We start from the raw sequence: 17,131 nt of genomic DNA on the forward strand, positions 1-17,131 counted from the left end.
AAGCGGCTGGCTAAGGGAATTCGTCTGTTCAGCTCGCACTTGCCGGCATGCGGGGCGTAGTCGCCACCTTGGCCACACCGGCCTGGGCCATTCCGGCCTCGAACTCTTCACGGAAATACTTGATCGCGCTGCCCAACGGCTCCACGGCGCCTGGCGCGTGAGCACAGAAGGTCTTGCCCGGGCCGAGGAAGTTGACCAGGCCGAGCAGGGTGGCGATGTCCTCGCGGGTGCCTTCGCCACGCTCCAGGGCGCGGAGAATCTTCACGCTCCATGGCAGGCCGTCGCGGCACGGCGTGCACCAGCCGCAGGACTCGCGGGCGAAGAACTCTTCCATGTTGCGCAGCAGGGAGACCATGTTGATCGAGTCGTCCACCGCCAGCGCCAGGCCGGTGCCCATACGCGTGCCGACCTTGGCGATGCCGCCGGCGTACATCTGCGCCTCGAGGTGCTCGGGCAGCAGGAAACCGGTGCCGGCGCCGCCGGGCTGCCAGCATTTGAGGCGATAGCCGTCGCGCATGCCGCCGGCGTAGTCCTCGAACAGTTCGCGCGCTGTAATGCCGAACGGCAGTTCCCACAGGCCGGGGTTCTTCACCTTGCCGGAGAAGCCCATCAGCTTGGTGCCGTGGTCTTCGCTGCCCGGGAGGGCGAGGCCCTTGTACCACTCCACGCCCTGGCCGACGATGGCCGGCACGTTGCACAGGGTCTCGACGTTATTGACGCAGGTCGGCTTGCCCCACACGCCGACGGCAGCGGGGAAGGGCGGCTTGGCGCGCGGGTTGGCACGGCGGCCTTCCAGCGAGTTGATCAGCGCGGTTTCCTCGCCGCAGATGTAGCGGCCGGCGCCGGTGTGCACGAACAGCTCGAAATCGAAGCCTGAGCCGAAGATGTTCTTGCCCAAGAGGCCTGCAGCCTTGGCTTCGTCGATGGCGCGGTTGAGGTTGGCGGCGGCGTCGACGTATTCGCCGCGCAGGAAGATGTAGCCGCGGTAGGCCTTGAGGGCGCGCGCGGAGATCAGCATGCCTTCCACCAGCAGGTGCGGCAGCTGCTCCATCAGCAGGCGGTCTTTCCAGGTGTTGGGCTCCATCTCATCCGCATTGCACAGCAGGTAGCGGATGTTCATGGATTCGTCGGCCGGCATCAGGCCCCACTTCACCCCGGTGGGGAAGCCTGCGCCGCCGCGACCCTTGAGCCCGGATTCCTTTACGGTCTGCACGATGTCGGCCTGGGCCATCTCGGTCAGTGCCTTGCGTGCGGCCGTGTAGCCGTTCTTCTGCTGGTATTCCTCCAGCCACACCGGCTGGGCGTCGTCACGCAGGCGCCAGGTCAGCGGATGGGTTTCTTCGCTGCGGGCGATGCGGTTGGCTGGGCCGATGGAGGTCAACATCTTCATTTGTACTCCTCCAGCAGCTTGGCGACGCCGTCAGGTTGAACATCGCCGAAGGTGTCGTCGTCGATCATCAGCGCCGGAGCCTTGTCGCAGTTGCCCAGGCAGCACACCGGCAGCAGGGTGAAACGCTGGTCGGCGGTGGTCTGGCCGAGACCGATGCCAAGTTGCTTCTGCATCTCACTGACCACCGACTCATGGCCGCCGATGTAGCAGGTCATGCTGTCGCACACGCGAATCACGTGACGACCGACGGGTTGACGGAATATCTGACTGTAGAAGGTGGCCACGCCTTCGACGTCGCTGGCCGGGATGCCGAGAATTTCGCCAATGGCGTCAGCAGCGCCGTCCGGCACCCAGCCGCGTTGCTTCTGCACGATCTTCAGCGCTTCGATGCTGGCGGCGCGCGGGTCTTCGTAGTGGTGCATCTCGTGCTCGATGGCTGAGCGCTCGCTTTCGCTGAGGGTGAAACGGTCGGTCTGAATTAGCGTGTTCATGATCAGCGGTCCACGTCGGCCATGACGAAGTCGATACTGCCCAGGTAGGCGATCAGATCCGCCACCATGCTGCCGCGGATCACCGAGGGGATCTGTTGCAGGTGGGCGAAGCTGGGGGTGCGAATCCGGGTGCGGTAGCTCATGGTGCTGCCGTCGCTCGTCAGGTAATAACTGTTGATGCCCTTGGTCGCCTCGATCATCTGGAAGGCTTCGTTGGCCGGCATGACCGGGCCCCAGGAAACCTGCAGGAAGTGGGTGATCAGGGTTTCGATGTGCTGCAGCGTGCGCTCTTTCGGCGGCGGCGTGGTCAGCGGATGGTCGGCCTTGTACGGGCCTTCCGGCATGTTCTTCAGGCACTGGTCGATGATGCGGATGCTCTGGCGCATCTCTTCCACGCGCACCATGCAGCGGTCGTAGGCGTCGCCATTGGCGGCCAGTGGCACCTCGAACTCGAAGTGCTCGTAGCCGGAGTAGGGGCGTGCCTTGCGCAGGTCGAAGTCGCAACCGGTGGCGCGCAGGCCGGCGCCGGTGGTGCCCCACTCCAGCGCTTCCTTGGTGTTGTACTGCGCCACGCCGATGGTCCGTGCCTTGAGGATGCTGTTCTTCAGCGCGGCCTTCTCGTATTCGTCGAGGCGCTTGGGCAGCCAGTCGACGAATTCCTTGACCAGCTTGTCCCAGCCGCGCGGCAGGTCATGGGCGACGCCGCCGATGCGGTACCAGGCCGGGTGCAGGCGGAAGCCGGTGATGGCTTCGATCACCTTGTAGGCACGCTGGCGGTCGGTGAAGGTGAAGAACACCGGGGTCATGGCGCCGACGTCCTGGATGTAGGTACCGAGGAACAGCAGGTGGCTGGTGATGCGGAAGAACTCGGCGAGCATCACGCGGATGAAGTCGACACGGGCGGGCACTTTGATGCCGGCGAGCTTCTCCACCGAGAGCACGTAGGGCAGGTTGTTCATCACCCCGCCGAGGTAGTCGATGCGGTCGGTGTAGGGGATGAAGCTGTGCCAGCTCTGGCGTTCGGCCATCTTCTCGGCGCCACGGTGGTGGTAGCCGATCTCCGGTACGCAATCGACGATCTCTTCGCCGTCGAGCTGCAGGATGATGCGGAAGGCACCGTGGGCGGAGGGGTGGTTGGGGCCGAGGTTGAGGAACATGTAGTCCTCGTGCTCACCACCGCGTTTCATGCCCCAGTCTTCGGGATTGAAGCGTGCGGCTTCTTCCTCGAGCTGCTGCTTGGCCAGGGTCAGGCTGAACGGATCGAATTCGGTGGCGCGCGCCGGGTAGTCCTTGCGCAGCGGATGACCTTCCCAGGTAGGCGGCATCATGATGCGGCTCAGGTGCGGGTGGCCGGTGAAGGTGATGCCGTACAGATCCCAGACTTCGCGCTCGTACCAGTTGGCGTTGGGCCAGATGCCGGTGGCGGTGGGCAGGTTGAGGTCGCGCTCGGACAAGGCGACCTTGATCATTACGTCACTATTACGCTCCAGCGACATCAGGTGATAGAACACCGTGAAGTCGGCGTCCGGCAGGCTGCGACGCTGGGTGCGCAAGCGCTCGTCGACGCCGTGCAGGTCGTAAAGCATCACGTAGGGGCGCGGCAGGTTGCGCAGGCAGGTGAGCACTTCAATAAGGTGCTCACGGGCAACCCAGAGTATCGGCATGCCGGTGCGGGTCGCTTGCAGGGTGAAACTGTCGTCGCCAAAACGGGCGTGCAATTCGGCGACGACGTCCTGGTCGTCAGCCTTGTAAGGCGGTATGGACACAACGGTGTCTTGAGTCATGGTCTCGGTCGCTGTCGATCAACGTAGAAAGTGGCGTGACGCTTGCGCAGGCAAGCATCGGCTCAGACTTCGTCGGGGCTACGCAGGTTGGTAACGGCGATTCGCTGCTCGCGTCGCTGTTCCTTCTGCGAAGGCATTTCGGCACGGTAGATGCCTTGATCGCCAACGACCCAGGACAGCGGGCGGCGCTCCTGGCCGATGGATTCCTGCAGCAGCATCAAGCCTTGCAGGAACGCCTCCGGACGGGGCGGACAGCCGGGAATGTAGACGTCCACGGGGAGGAACTTGTCCACGCCCTGAACGACCGAGTAGATGTCGTACATGCCGCCGGAGTTGGCGCATGAACCCATGGAGATAACCCACTTGGGCTCCAGCATCTGCTCGTAGAGGCGCTGGATGACCGGCGCCATCTTGATGAAGCAGGTGCCGGCGATGACCATGAAGTCGGCTTGGCGGGGTGATGCGCGAATGACTTCCGCACCGAAACGCGCCACGTCGTGCGGGGCGGTGAAGGCGGTGGTCATTTCCACATAGCAGCAGGACAGGCCGAAGTTGTACGGCCACAAGGAATTCTTGCGCCCCCAGTTGACCGCGCCGTTAAGCACGTCCGAGAGCTTGCCCATGTAGATGTTCTTGTGAACCTGATCCTCTAGCAGCGGGTCGGAGACGACCTCCCGCTGGCCGATCGGATACGCCTCGTTGGGCGCATTCGGGTCGACCCGAGTAAGTTTGTATTGCATCGCCAAAGCCTCATTGTTTCAGCTTCGCCTGCCGTTCACGACGTCCCTGCGGTGCCCAATCGAGCGCGCCGATACGCCAAAGATAGACAAGACCTGCCAACAGAATTGCTATGAAAACTGTAGCTTCGATCAGGCCCGCCCAGCCGCTTTCGCGCACCGAGACTGCCCAAGCGAAGAGATAGAGGGCTTCAACGTCGAAGATCACGAAGAGCATCGCGACCAGATAGAACTTGGCTGACAGGCGCAGACGCGCGCTGCCGGTGGGAAGCATGCCCGACTCGAAAGGCTCGTTCTTGCTGCGTCCCCAGGCCTTGCTGCCAAGCAGGCTGGAAACGCCGAGCATGAAGGCGATGAGCCCGCAGACACCCAGCAAGAAAACAGCGAAGGCCCAGTTATGGGACATGGTCGTTACAGCATCAGGCATGCCGGTACTCCTTGAACTAAGGAACGGCTTTTAATTTAGTAGTGGCCAGGCGCCGTCGAGGGCGCTGACGCAAAGTGTGTATACAATACTATGTGCAAGGTAACTGTAAGTAAATTTTTCAAAGCAAATTATCCTGCACTTTCGCCCGTTGTGTCGAGCTTCTGACCGATTTGTCGCAATGATGCAAATCAGCCGCGAGTAGCATCGTCTCTGCCGTCAGGACTATAGCCAAGCACGCTGGTATGGCAATTCATCGGCCATTCATCCGCCTAATGTGCATCATTTTCTTGCGTGATTATCCCCGCCGAGATGCGTATTCAGCTGCACCTTTGGTGTTTGGCCCAAAGCACTGGCCGCGACGGAAAATTCCCTCAGCGCATAAAGCGGCCCGCGATTTATCACCAAATGTCATCCCCTGGGAGAGGCCGCTACGCCGATCCTGTACTAGCGTGCATGAATCGATAAAAGCGATGTACCAATCATGCAGTGCCCACCACCCGTTGGATCTGCGAAGTTACCCCAGCCTGGGTATGCCGGCCCTTCGTACGCATAACAACATGAGGGGTTTGCCATGCCTGTCGAGTCGCGTCTTGTCCCAGCCATCATGCTGCTCGCCCTGAGCGCGCCTGCCAGCGCGGAGCTGGGCGATTACAGCTTCTGGCAGGGGTTGAGCAATCTGGTTTCGCCGCCCAAGGCCGATAACCCGGTGACGCCCGCGCAACGTGTCGGGCCATACCCGCTACTGGCCAACCCGAGCGGTTTCGCCAGCGGCTTCAACCCTAGCAACTATTACGGTTGGCAGACGATCCAGATGGCGCCACAAACCGGTGCGGTGTGTGGCAACGGCTCGCCTTACAAATTCTTTATCAATCGTGTGCCGAACACGCGCAATACCATCGTTTACCTGGAGGGCGGCGGTGCTTGCTGGGACTATGCCAGCTGCAGCGGCCAGAGCGGCATACGCGGCGCGCGCAACCCAGATGGCATCGCCGACGACTACATGTCCCTGCTCAACCTCGGCGCCAGCCTGGTAAGCCCCTTCGTCGTGCGCCTGCACCCGTGGACGCGGGTAAAGACGCAGAACTGGAACATGGTTTACGTGCCGTACTGCACGGGGGATATCTACTCCGGCGACAAGGTGGCGGTCTACCAGGACCCGCAGGGTGAAAACCCGCCGCTGGTGTGGCACCACAACGGCCTGCGCAACATGCGCGCGGTGGCAGGGTGGCTGAAGGACAACCTGCCGCGGCCAACGCAGATGCTCACCACCGGTTGCAGTGCCGGCGGTGCGGGCAGCCTGACCAATTACGCCAACCTGCGCCAGGACATCGCCCCGGATCGCGGTTACCTGATCAACGACTCCGGGCCGGTGTACACCGCGCTGGCTGGCGACAATCAGGCATATCCGTCCTATCCGCTGCAGGCCTTCATTCGTCAGGCCTGGGGCCTCGATGCCACCGAGGGGCCGCTGCAGTACCTGCAGACGCGCTTGCCCGGTTTCAACAGCAACGACCTGGGCACTCTGTATCCGGCGCTTTCGAGCAACCTGCCGGGAGATCGAATGGGGCATACGCATTTCTGGCAGGACCTGAACTATTCATCCTATTCCTACGAGCGTTTCTATCCGGAGATCGTCAATGCGCCGAATCAGGCCGCCAGGGAGGCGCTGATCAAGCAGCGCTGGGCGACCGATACCACGCGTCTGCGCAGCCAACTGGCCAACCTGGGCAATGTCGGCGGCTACTTCCCACAGTTTCGAGACGTCAACGAAAGCCACTGCACCAGCATCATCGAATTCGCCAACGCCGATATTCAGGAGCAGAACCTGCAACTGGACAACTTCATCGGTAGCGTACTGGACGGCAGCGGACAGGTGCTCGACGCTTCCGAAAGCAGCGATGTGGCCGATCGCAACAAGCCGTTCAACCTCCTGTATTACCTGCTCGATCAACTGCTCTGATGGTCAGCGGGCGCGGTGACGAACAGCTTTGCCACCATACTCAACTGTCTGGAGCTTGCCGGTAGTTGCGTTCGCGGGCCTGTTGCAGGCGCTGGCGCAGATATTGGTCGCGAGTCAGCCCGTCGGGGATGTTCTGCAGGGCGAGGACTTCCTCGACGATGCGCTTTTCCTCGGCCTTGTAACGGTCGAAATCCGGGTCTGATCGCTGTGCCAGTCTGGCTTCGCGTTCGGCGCTTATGGCCCGGTAGCGCTCGATCAGCGCCTCGGCGCGTCTCTTCTGTTCGTTTTCGTCGTCGCTGACGGCCTTGATCAGGGCAATCTGCAGCAGCAGGGCTTCGCTCAATGCCAATTCTCCCTGTTGTTCCATGGCGTCGAGCCCTTCGCTCAGCGCCTGCGCCTGAGCTTCCCGGCTGCCTTCATCGAACTGCTTTGCCTGCTCGATGAAGGCTCTATAGCGTTGATGAAATTCCAGGCGCCGCTCCTGTTGGCGAACCTCAGGCCTTGCCAGCAGTTGGCGTTGCTCCGTGCTGAGGTCCGTCGACGCTGGCGGGGCGCTGTCCTGGATGGCTGCAGGCGCCTGACTCTGCTCGGAATCGACGATGACAGGTTCCTGAGCGGTGGGGCGTTGCCAATACCAGGTCAGGGTCGCGCTACCGACCAGAAGGCAGCTGCCTAATAGCAGGGCTTGGCGTGGTGAGGGCATGGGGCGACTCCAAAGGGCGTCGTCTGAGCTTAGGAGCTGTGGGGCGTGAGGGAAAATGCAGGACGAAAAAAAGCCCCAGCAGAGCCGGGGCGGATTAGGCAAAAAGTCTGCTGCGGATGCGTGGTCCGCAGCAGGGAACCGTTCTTAGTGGAACTGGTTCATCGTGTTGTCTTTACCGCTCGCCTTCAGAGCAGCTTCGCCAGCGAAGTACTCCTTGTGGTTGTCGCCAATGTCGGAGCCAGCCATGTTCTGGTGCTTGACGCAGGCGATACCCTGACGCAGTTCCTGACGCTGAACACCTTTCACGTAGGCCAGCATGCCCTGGTCGGCGAAGTAGCCCTTGGCCAGGTTGTCGGTGGACAGAGCAGCAGTGTGGTAGGTCGGTAGGGTGATCAGGTGGTGGAAGATACCGGCGTGAGCGGAACCATCGCGCTGGAAGGTACGGATCTTCTCATCGGCTACCTGAGCCAGCTCGGTCTCGTCGTACTCGACGCTCATCAGCTTGGCGCGGTCGTAGGCGGAAACATCCTTGCCTTCGGCAACCATGGCGTCGAACACCTGCTGACGGAAGTTCAGGGTCCAGTTGAAGGACGGGCTGTTGTTGTACACCAGCTTGGCGTTCGGGATGACGTCGCGGATGCGGTCGACCATGGCCTTGATCTGGCCAACGTGCGGCTTCTCGGTTTCGATCCACAGCAGGTCGGCGCCGTTCTGCAGGCTGGTGATGCAGTCCAGTACGCAGCGGTCTTCGCCAGTGCCCTTGCGGAACTGGAACAGGTTGGACGGCAGGCGCTTCGGACGCAGCAGCTTGCCGCCGCGGTTGATCACGACGTCGCCGTTACCCAGATCGGCAGCGGACACTTCTTCGCAATCGAGGAAGCTGTTGTACAGGTCGCCCAGGTCGCCCGGCTCTTTGGTCACGGCGATCTGCTTGGTCAGGCCGGCGCCCAGGGAGTCGGTACGTGCGACGATGACGCCGTTGTCGATGCCCAGCTCGAGGAAGGCGTAGCGAACGGCAGCGATCTTGGCAAGGAAGTCGGCATGAGGAACGGTCACTTTACCGTCCTGGTGACCGCACTGCTTCTCGTCGGAAACCTGGTTTTCGATCTGGATACAGCAGGCACCGGCTTCGATCATGCGCTTGGCCAGCAGGTAGGTGGCTTCCGGGTTACCGAAGCCAGCATCGATGTCGGCGATGATCGGGACGATGTGAGTCTCGAAGTTGTCGATCTGGTTCTGGATCTCGGCAGCCTTGGCCTGGTCGCCAGCTTCACGAGCGGCATCCAGGGCGGTGAACAGAAGGTCCAGCTCACGGCTGTCAGCCTGACGCAGGAAGGTGTACAGCTCTTCGATCAGGTCGGATACGGCAGTCTTCTCGTGCATCGACTGGTCCGGCAGCGGGCCGAAGTCGGAGCGCAGGGCAGCGACCATCCAGCCGGACAGGTAGAGGTAGCGCTTGTTGGTGGTCTTCAGGTGCTTCTTGATCGAGATCAGCTTCTGCTGACCGATGAAGCCGTGCCAGCAGCCCAGGGACTGGGTGTAGACGGAGGAGTCGGCGTCGTACTCTTCCATGTCCTTGCGCATGATGTCAGCGGTGTACTGAGCGATTTCCAGACCGGTCTTGAAGCGGTTCTGAGCGCGCATACGGGCGACGGACTCGGGGTTGATAGCGCTCCAGCTGCTGCCGAACGTCTCTTTCAGAGCGGCTACAGCCTTGATGTCGTTTTGATATGCGGACATGGTCAATCCTTCAAAGAATGTGTTGGTTGAGCACCGACTACCCACGCAATGCGTGCACGGATGCAGCGGCTGCGAGAGGCTTCCACTTTGACGGCAAGGAAACGGCTGGGCGAGGATTGACCGCGAGGAGGGGGTGTGGCGAACAGTTCGAAAACTTCGTCTGGGGCCCTTGGCTCGTGGAAACCTCGGCACCTGCTACATCATCGATCTGTTTGACGCTAAACGCTTCCCCGTCCCTCAGGACAACTTCGTTCCAGTCGCAACCTCGTCGTACGGCCTTGTGGGCTGTTGGGACACGGACCGCTACGAAGTACTTCGTGAACGATCTGGAGATCCTTTTCAGGACCCCTGGCTAGCGGGAGCGAGGCCATCATGCCTCTGGGAAAATACTTCGTCAAACGTTTTGTAGTGGTTTTTCAAAACTACTACATATTCATTCGGCGACTGATTGGTCATGCGCGGCAGCCCATGGCCCGGGCGTTTCAGGCATTTTTCGGGTTACGCGGCCTGTCCATCGTACCTAGGGCGCAAGGGCATTCGACTTTGGTCGGGGACGTCAGTCGAGGGCTTCGACTTTGAGGCGCAGTGACATGTCTTCGCGGCCTTGGGTGGTGTGCCGGCGTAGCACATCACGGCCGCTGGAACTGGTTTGCTCGCTGACGCCGCCGAGGGTGATCCATTCGCCCAGGCGACCACTGACGCGCGTGTCGGTGCTCTGCACGTCGACCACGCCGGGGCGGTGGTCATTCATCCGGTCGCGCTGGCTGCTGATGGAAACATGCACCAGCTCGCCGGAGAGGCTGGCCGTTACGTAGAAGCCCTGGGTCACGTCACGGTACTGGGTGTCCTGGTACACCTGGCCGTACGGGCCGGTGCTGGTGCTGGTCAGCGGTACGCTCTGACCGACCTGGATCAGCGCCGGATAGCCCTCGGTGGCCTGCACCTGCTGGGTGCCGCCGCCGCGGCTGTCGGTGCTGCGACGGATGATGCGTACCTGGTCGCGACCGTTGACTTCGCCACGGCCGACCTGCACTTCGGCATTGCCGGCGCTAAGGGTGCCATCGGCCCGATAGCCACGGTCGTTCTGGTAGTTGCTGTCGGTACTTTCCACGGTGATCAGTAGGCGGCGCGGACGGGTGTCGAGCTGCTGCAGGAGCACGCGAACTTCGCCGATCTTGGCGGGTGAGGCATTGACCACCAGCTGGTTGCCGTAGGCACTGACCTTGCCCTCGTTGCCGAGCATCGACTGCACCACGCCCATTACGTCGTCGGCGGTGCGGTAGTTCAGCGGGATCACCTCGGTAGCGGCTTGCAAAGGCAGGCACAGGCCGAGAAGCAGGGCGGCGAACAGCGTGCGCAGGGTCATAGCAGGAAGCTCCGCAGGTCGGGGTCGGTAATGCTGGTGTCCCAGGCCTGGTCGAACTGGGCCTGACGCTGGCGCACGCGCGCCGGATCGTTGTACAGGGTGTAGCCGGACTGCTGATCGAGTTCCGGGCACAACAGCAGCCCTCTGTCGTCGGCGATCAGGAAGGCCAGTTCATCGCTGGCGTAGTCCGGGTTGAGTTTGCGGATATGCAAGTTGGAGGACAGCCGACGCGATAGCGCGAGCAGGCGATGGCCTTCCTTCACCGCACGGGTTGGATCGCGCAGCAGGATGCGCAGGCGCGCCCGCGGGCTGTTCAGCAGGAAACGGGTGCAGGCCTGCTCCACGCTGCTGTGGTGATAGAGCCAGGGTTCGAGATCGTCGGTATATAGACACAGATTGCGCTGGGCCTGCTGGATCAATGCCAGAACGTGGGCGCGCGCCTCCTGCGGCTTGCTGAAGCGCTCCAGGTGCTCATGCTGGCCGAGGACGAACGGCGCCGGCTCCCATTGCGCCGCGTCCGCCGTGACGGGTTCGGGGTTGTGCACGGCAAAACGCCCCGGCGACTCGAATTCGATGGCCGCCAACTCAGTGGCTTCTGGCGTATCGCTCGGTTCGACCGGGGCGTCTTTTTCGTTCATCTGGGTCTCTACTGGCTGGTGCGCACCATATCCACGTGCGGTATGCCGGCGTCGAGGTATTCGTCGCTGACAATCCTGAAGCCTAGCCTTTCATAGAACGGTGTGGCGTGCACCTGGGCAGTGAGCATTTGCTGATGCAGGCCGCGTTTTTCCGCTTCGGCGATCACCGCCTGCATCAGTTTCTCGCCGACCTTGAGGCCGCGCCAGTCCTTGAGCACCGAGACGCGACCGATATGGCCATCCGGCAGCAGGCGTGCGGTGCCAACCGGGTAGTCGCCTTCCTCGGCGAGAAAGTGCACGGCCTCGGTATCTTCGGCGTCCCACTCCAGCTCCGGCGGTACCGATTGCTCGGCGACGAACACGCTGTCGCGGATGCGGCGAAGCTCGGCGATGTCCTTATGCCAGTCCGCGACACGGACGGTGATCTCACTCATCGGCAAATCCCAGGCTGCCCTGCTTGACCAGTTCCCACAGCAGGGTACGCCCCTCGTCGTCGGCCAGCCAGGCACCGAGGTTTTCCACATGTAACGCGTCGGCGCTGCAGATCAGCTTCAGCAGCTCGCGCAAGCGCGCCGACACCAGGCGGCTCTGGCCGCTGGCGAACAGCACCAGGTCTTCACCCACTTCCGACCAGGCCATGCGTGCGCTGGGGTTACGGATGACGATCGCACCATCTTCCAGGGCGCCGAGGAAGTCGTCTTCCTCGATTTCGATGCCGGCGACCAGTTCCGGGTACTTGGGCTCGGTCATGAACTGGCCGAACCAGGTCATCAGCAGGCGCTCGTCGCTCATGTGTTCGTTGAGCAGGGCCTTGAGACGCTCCAGGGCGTCGCGCTGGATCTGGTGGGGGTCCTCGCTCGGCTGGATGTCAGCGTCGCTGTAACGCTCTTCGTCGGGCAGGAACTGGCCGAGGAAGTCAGTGAAATGGGTCAGCACTTCGGCGGCGCTCGGCGCGCGGAAGCCCACGGAATAGGTCATGCAATCATCCTCGGCAATGCCGTTGTGGGCCAGGCACGGCGGCAGATAAAGCATGTCGCCGGGCTCCAGTACCCACTCATCAGTTGGTTCGAATTCGGCCAGGATCTTCAGATCGGCGTGGGGGAGCAGCGGGCTGTCGGCATCGCACATCTGGCCAATCTGCCAGCGGCGATGGCCGTGGGCCTGCAGCAGGAATACGTCGTAGTTGTCGAAATGCGGGCCGACGCCGCCACCGGGGGCAGCGAAGCTGATCATCAGGTCGTCGATGCGCCACTTGGGCAGGAACTTGAAGTCTTCCAGCAGCTCGGCCACTTCCGGGACGAATTGATCGACGGCCTGCACCAGCAGGGTCCAGTCGCGCTCGGGCAGGTCCTGGAAGGTGTCTTCGTTGAACGGGCCACGCTGCAGCTCCCAGGGGCGTTCGCCGTGCTCGATCACCAGGCGCGACTCGACTTCTTCTTCCAGCGCTAGGCCGGCCAGTTCGTCCGGGCTGATCGGGCCTTCGAAGTCGGGAATGGCCTGGCGCACCAGCAGCGGTTTTTTCTGCCAGTAATCGCGGAGGAACTCACGGGCTGTGAGGCCACCCAGCAATTGCAGCGGAGTATCAGGATTCATCGCTAAGCCCTTGAAATGGATAAAAACCTTAAAACAAAAACGCCCGGCTCAGCCGGGCGTCCTCGTGGCTGAAAACTGTTAGATACGCTTGGCCTGGGCCACGGCGTTACCGATGTAGCGCGCCGGGGTCAGTTGCTTGAGCTCTTCCTTGGCGGCGGCCGGCATGTCCAGGCCGTCGATGAAGGCCAGCAGGGCCTCGGGGCTGATGCCCTTGCCGCGGGTCAGCTCCTTGAGCTTCTCGTACGGGTTCTCGATGGCGTAGCGGCGCATCACGGTCTGGATCGGCTCGGCGAGCACTTCCCAGCAGGCGTCCAGATCTTCAGCAATACGCCCCGCATTGAGCTCCAACTTGCTGATTCCCTTGAGGCTTGCCTCGTAAGCGATGACGCTGTGAGCGAAGCCGACACCCAGGTTGCGCAGCACGGTGGAGTCGGTCAGGTCGCGCTGCCAGCGGGAGATCGGGAGCTTGCTGGCCAGGTGCTGGAAGATCGCGTTGGCGATGCCCAGGTTGCCTTCGGAGTTCTCGAAGTCGATCGGGTTGACCTTGTGCGGCATGGTCGAGGAGCCGATCTCGCCCGCTACGGTCTTCTGCTTGAAGTAACCGAGGGAGATGTAGCCCCAGACGTCGCGGTCGAAGTCGATCAGGATGGTGTTGAAGCGGGCGATGGCGTCGAACAGCTCGGCGATGTAGTCGTGCGGCTCGATCTGGGTGGTGTAGGGGTTCCAGGTCAAGCCCAGGTCACCCTCGATGAACTGGCGCGCGTTGGCTTCCCAGTCGATGCTCGGGTAGGCCGACAGGTGGGCGTTGTAGTTGCCCACGGCGCCGTTGATTTTGCCCAGCAGCGGCACGGCAGCGACCTGAGCGATCTGGCGCTCCAGGCGGTAGACGACGTTGGCCAACTCCTTGCCCAGGGTGGTCGGCGAAGCCGGCTGGCCGTGGGTGCGCGACAGCATCGGCACATCGGCGAATTTCACCGCCAGTTCGCGGATGGCGTCGGCCAGTTGCTTCATCAGCGGCAGCAGCACTTGGTCACGGCCTTCGCGCAGCATCAGGGCGTGGGACAGGTTGTTGATGTCCTCGCTGGTGCAGGCGAAGTGGATGAACTCGCTGACCTTGTCCAGTTCAGGCAGCTTGGCGGCCTGCTCCTTGAGCAGGTACTCCACGGCCTTGACGTCGTGGTTGGTGGTGCGCTCGATTTCCTTGACGCGCTCGGCGTGCTCGACGGCGAAGTTCTCGGCCAGCTCGTTGAGCAGGGCGTTGGCTTCGGCGGAGAAGGGCGCGACTTCCGGGATGCCTTCGTGGGCAGCCAGGCGCTGCAGCCAGCGCACTTCGACCAGTACGCGGCTGCGGATCAGGCCGTATTCGCTGAAGATTGGGCGCAGGGCGCTGGTTTTGCCGGCGTAGCGGCCGTCGACGGGGGAAACCGCGGTGAGCGAGGAAAGCTGCATGTAGGCGTTCTCGAGCTGTCGGGCTGAAAAGCCATCCGGGGTCTCTGTGCATCGCGCCGGCTTCGATGAAGCGGGCTCTAGCTCAGGTGCCTGGACGACCTCTGACGAAAAGGGCGCATATCATACATGAAAACCGGCGCATGACCGCCTATGCCCTGCGTCTTGCGACCGATAACAGACTGGCGGCAAAGATCAGTGCCGCGCCGAGCAGCGAGAGGTTGTCTGGCGTCTCGTTCCAGAGCAGCCAGGCGATGATGCCGGCGAAGACGATGGCCAGGTAGGCGACCGGGCCGATCAGCCCGGGCGGCGCCAGGCCGTAGGCGCGCGACATGATCACCTGGCTGGCGGTGGCCAGCAGGCCGATACCCAGCAGCCAGCCGAGCTGGTTGGCGTCCAGCGGCTGCCAGCTCCAGGTCAGCGGGATGGCGGAAAACAACGCGCTGAACAGCGAGAAATAGAAGACGATACGGGTGGCCGGCTCGCTGTCGCTCATTTCGCGGATGGAAACGAAGGCGAAGGCCGCCAGCAGGCTAGCCGCCAGGCCGATCAGGGCAGGGCCTTCGAATAACGCGGCGCTGGGTTTGGCCACTAAGAGTACGCCACACAGGCCAATCAGGCTGCTGATCAGCATGCGCCGGGTTAGCGGCTCCTTGAGCCAGATGTGCGCGATCAGTGGCGTGAATACCGGCGCCGAGTAGGTGAACAGCATGGCGTCAGCCAGCGGCAGATGGGCGATGGCGTAGAAGAAGCAGTACATCGCCGCCAAGCCGTATGTGGTGCGCCACAGATGAGATTTCAGGCGGGTCGTGCGCAGCGGGCGGACCCCGCGCACCAGCAGCAGGGGCAGGAAGAACAGCACGCCGACCAGGTTGCGGAAGAACACCACCGACTCGTTGTTGACGCTGACGGAGATCTCGCGGATGCCGACCCCGGTAAAGGCGAACAGCAGCGCCGAGAGTGCTAGCAGCAGGGCACCCTGGAGGGGTTTGACACTGCGGCTGGCGGGCTCCATGGTCAGTTTCGCGTCAGTTGGTAGAGTTCTTTGAGCAGCTTGCCGCGACTGAACACCAACTGCCAGCGGTGGCCGCCAAGCTGACGCCAGAGGCGCGCCGAGCGAATGCCTGCGAGCAGCAGTGCGCGGATCTTCGCGGCGTTGTTCGGCTGCTGCAGGAAGCGCATGTCGCCATGCACCTGGATGCGCTGGCGGAAGGTGCTGATGGTGTCCTGGTACAGGCCACCGCAGGCGGCGATGACGTTGTCGTGAACCAGGCCAAAGTGCTCGACCTGTTGCTGGATCTGGTCCAGGCGACTGCCCATCACCTGCAGCATGTCGCTGCGCTTATCCAGCTGGCGTTCCAGCCCGATCATCGCCAGGGAATAACGCAGCGGCTCGCGCTGCAGGGCGGACGGGTTGCGCTCCAGCGAGCTGATCAGCGCGCGATAGCCATCACGCAGGTTGAGATCGTCGCCACCGTAGACGTCCAGTGTGGTTTTCGGATCGCGCACCAGCAGGCTGCCGAGCATGCAGCCCATCGAGGCTTCACTGACCTGGCCGGTGCGGGCGATCTTGTCGGCCAGGGAAGCGGCTTCGAAGACGGCGCCGAGGGCGACCAGCTGTTCCTGCATCGGGCTCATCGGGCGTCCTCGTACCAGGCTTCTGCTGTTTCGATCACGCCGCCGCCTAGGCACACCTCGCCGTCGTAAAACACCACGGACTGGCCCGGCGTTACGGCGCGTTGCGGCTCATCGAACACGGCGCGATAGCCGGTTTCGGTTTTCTCCAGGGTGCAATGCTGGTCACTCTGGCGGTAGCGCACCTTGGCGGTGAGGCGGCGCGGAGTGCTCAGGTCCACGGGGTTGACCCAGTAGATGTCCGAGGCGAGCAGGGCGCGGGAGAACAGCCAGGGATGTTCGTTGCCCTGGCCGACGATCAGCACATTGCGTGTCAGGTCCTTGCGCAGCACGTACCAGGGATCGTCGCTGGCGTCCTTGAGGCCGCCGATACCCAGGCCCTGGCGCTGGCCGATGGTGTGGTACATCAGGCCATGATGACGGCCGATGATCTGGCCTTCCGTGGTTTCGATATCGCCCGGTTGCGCCGGCAGGTACTGCTTGAGGAAGTCGCTGAAGCGGCGCTCGCCGATGAAGCAGATGCCGGTGGAGTCCTTCTTCTTCGCGGTGGCCAGCTCGTATTTCTCGGCGATGGCGCGTACCTGCGGCTTTTCCAGCTCGCCGACCGGGAACAAGGTCTTGGCGATTTGCTCGCCGCCGACGGCATGCAGGAAGTAGCTCTGATCCTTGTTCGGGTCCAGGCCTTTGAGCAGTTCGGTGCGGCCGTCGATATCACGGCGACGTACGTAGTGGCCGGTGGCGATCAGGTCGGCGCCGAGGCTCAGGGCGTAGTCGAGGAAGGCTTTGAACTTGATCTCGCGGTTGCACAGGATGTCCGGGTTCGGCGTGCGTCCGGCCTTATATTCGGCCAGGAAATGCTCGAACACGTTGTCCCAGTACTCGGCGGCGAAGTTGGCGGTGTGCAGCTTGATGCCGATGCGGTCGCATACGGCCTGGGCGTCGGCCAGGTCGTCCATGGCGGTGCAGTATTCGGTGCCGTCGTCTTCGTCCCAGTTCTTCATGAACAGGCCTTCGACCTGATAGCCCTGTTCCATCAACAGCAGGGCGGAAACGGACGAGTCGACGCCGCCGGACATGCCGACGATCACGCGTTGGGTGCTAGGTGCTTGCATGGGAGTCTGCGAGTGAAGCCTGAAAAACTGCCGAGTCTACCAGAAAGCCTGTACCCGTAGCCCGGATGAAATCCGGGAAGAGCGCGACAGGCATCCCCGGATTTCATCC

The 17,131-nt window shown here is 62.5% G+C and carries 16 protein-coding genes; 1 reads left to right on the forward strand and 15 read right to left on the reverse strand.

Annotation, left to right across the window (positions count from 1 at the left end):
- Nucleotides 1-28: 28 nt before the first annotated feature.
- From nuoF to P3C50_RS04230, 5 genes are all read right to left on the reverse strand, one after another.
- The gene (nuoF, locus tag P3C50_RS04210) at nucleotides 29-1,390 is read right to left on the reverse strand and encodes an NADH-quinone oxidoreductase subunit NuoF (RefSeq protein ID WP_275544998.1); all 1,362 of its coding nucleotides are present in this window, start codon (nucleotides 1,388-1,390) and stop codon (nucleotides 29-31) included.
- Nucleotides 1,387-1,887: an NADH-quinone oxidoreductase subunit NuoE gene (gene nuoE, locus P3C50_RS04215; protein ID WP_275545341.1), complete on the reverse strand. Its 501-nt coding sequence runs from the start codon at nucleotides 1,885-1,887 to the stop codon at nucleotides 1,387-1,389. The genes nuoF and nuoE overlap by 4 nt, the downstream gene beginning before the upstream one ends.
- Nucleotides 1,884-3,665 carry an NADH-quinone oxidoreductase subunit C/D gene (nuoC, locus tag P3C50_RS04220; RefSeq protein WP_275544999.1) on the reverse strand — a complete coding sequence of 594 codons (1,782 nt, stop codon included), beginning with the start codon at nucleotides 3,663-3,665 and terminating at the stop codon, nucleotides 1,884-1,886. Before nuoC ends, nuoE begins: the two co-directional genes overlap by 4 nt.
- Nucleotides 3,666-3,727: 62 nt before the next feature.
- Nucleotides 3,728-4,405, reverse strand: a complete 678-nt coding sequence (locus P3C50_RS04225; protein ID WP_013715478.1) for a NuoB/complex I 20 kDa subunit family protein — start codon at nucleotides 4,403-4,405, stop codon at nucleotides 3,728-3,730.
- Between the two features lie 10 nt (nucleotides 4,406-4,415).
- Nucleotides 4,416-4,829: an NADH-quinone oxidoreductase subunit A gene (locus P3C50_RS04230; protein WP_013715479.1), complete on the reverse strand. Its 414-nt coding sequence runs from the start codon at nucleotides 4,827-4,829 to the stop codon at nucleotides 4,416-4,418.
- 571 nt (nucleotides 4,830-5,400) lie between these two features.
- On the opposite strand from P3C50_RS04230, the gene P3C50_RS04235 reads away from it, so the two are divergent.
- A complete protein-coding gene (locus P3C50_RS04235) occupies nucleotides 5,401-6,789 on the forward strand; it encodes a pectin acetylesterase-family hydrolase (RefSeq protein WP_275545000.1) in 1,389 nt (462 codons plus the stop codon).
- Nucleotides 6,790-6,829: 40 nt separating this feature from the next.
- On the opposite strand, the gene P3C50_RS04240 is transcribed toward P3C50_RS04235, so the two are convergent.
- From P3C50_RS04240 to mnmA, 10 genes are all read right to left on the reverse strand, one after another.
- Nucleotides 6,830-7,492, reverse strand: coding sequence for a hypothetical protein (locus tag P3C50_RS04240; RefSeq protein WP_275545001.1), 663 nt, complete (start codon nucleotides 7,490-7,492; stop codon nucleotides 6,830-6,832).
- Between the two features lie 144 nt (nucleotides 7,493-7,636).
- Nucleotides 7,637-9,232: an isocitrate lyase gene (locus tag P3C50_RS04245; protein ID WP_197856513.1), complete on the reverse strand. Its 1,596-nt coding sequence runs from the start codon at nucleotides 9,230-9,232 to the stop codon at nucleotides 7,637-7,639.
- 556 nt (nucleotides 9,233-9,788) lie between these two features.
- A complete protein-coding gene (locus tag P3C50_RS04250) occupies nucleotides 9,789-10,598 on the reverse strand; it encodes a secretin N-terminal domain-containing protein (RefSeq protein WP_275545002.1) in 810 nt (269 codons plus the stop codon).
- Nucleotides 10,595-11,236, reverse strand: coding sequence for a histone acetyltransferase HPA2 (locus tag P3C50_RS04255; protein WP_275545003.1), 642 nt, complete (start codon nucleotides 11,234-11,236; stop codon nucleotides 10,595-10,597). Before P3C50_RS04255 ends, P3C50_RS04250 begins: the two co-directional genes overlap by 4 nt.
- 8 nt (nucleotides 11,237-11,244) lie before the next feature.
- Nucleotides 11,245-11,670: a GNAT family N-acetyltransferase gene (locus P3C50_RS04260; RefSeq protein ID WP_197856516.1), complete on the reverse strand. Its 426-nt coding sequence runs from the start codon at nucleotides 11,668-11,670 to the stop codon at nucleotides 11,245-11,247.
- Nucleotides 11,663-12,829 carry a cupin domain-containing protein gene (locus P3C50_RS04265; RefSeq protein ID WP_275545004.1) on the reverse strand — a complete coding sequence of 389 codons (1,167 nt, stop codon included), beginning with the start codon at nucleotides 12,827-12,829 and terminating at the stop codon, nucleotides 11,663-11,665. Before P3C50_RS04265 ends, P3C50_RS04260 begins: the two co-directional genes overlap by 8 nt.
- Nucleotides 12,830-12,907: 78 nt before the next feature.
- Nucleotides 12,908-14,278, reverse strand: coding sequence for an adenylosuccinate lyase (purB, locus tag P3C50_RS04270; RefSeq protein ID WP_275545005.1), 1,371 nt, complete (start codon nucleotides 14,276-14,278; stop codon nucleotides 12,908-12,910).
- A 148-nt stretch (nucleotides 14,279-14,426) separates the two neighbouring features.
- Nucleotides 14,427-15,290 carry a DMT family transporter gene (locus P3C50_RS04275; RefSeq protein ID WP_275545006.1) on the reverse strand — a complete coding sequence of 288 codons (864 nt, stop codon included), beginning with the start codon at nucleotides 15,288-15,290 and terminating at the stop codon, nucleotides 14,427-14,429.
- A 2-nt stretch (nucleotides 15,291-15,292) separates the two neighbouring features.
- Nucleotides 15,293-15,913 carry a high frequency lysogenization protein HflD gene (gene hflD, locus P3C50_RS04280; RefSeq protein WP_197856520.1) on the reverse strand — a complete coding sequence of 207 codons (621 nt, stop codon included), beginning with the start codon at nucleotides 15,911-15,913 and terminating at the stop codon, nucleotides 15,293-15,295.
- Complete coding sequence (mnmA, locus tag P3C50_RS04285) at nucleotides 15,910-17,022, reverse strand: tRNA 2-thiouridine(34) synthase MnmA (protein ID WP_275545007.1); 1,113 nt, start codon at nucleotides 17,020-17,022, stop codon at nucleotides 15,910-15,912. The genes hflD and mnmA overlap by 4 nt, the downstream gene beginning before the upstream one ends.
- Between the last annotated feature and the right edge of the window lie 109 nt (nucleotides 17,023-17,131).

Source organism: Pseudomonas sp. Marseille-Q0931 (assembly GCF_940789645.1).
Lineage (GTDB): Bacteria > Pseudomonadota > Gammaproteobacteria > Pseudomonadales > Pseudomonadaceae > Aquipseudomonas.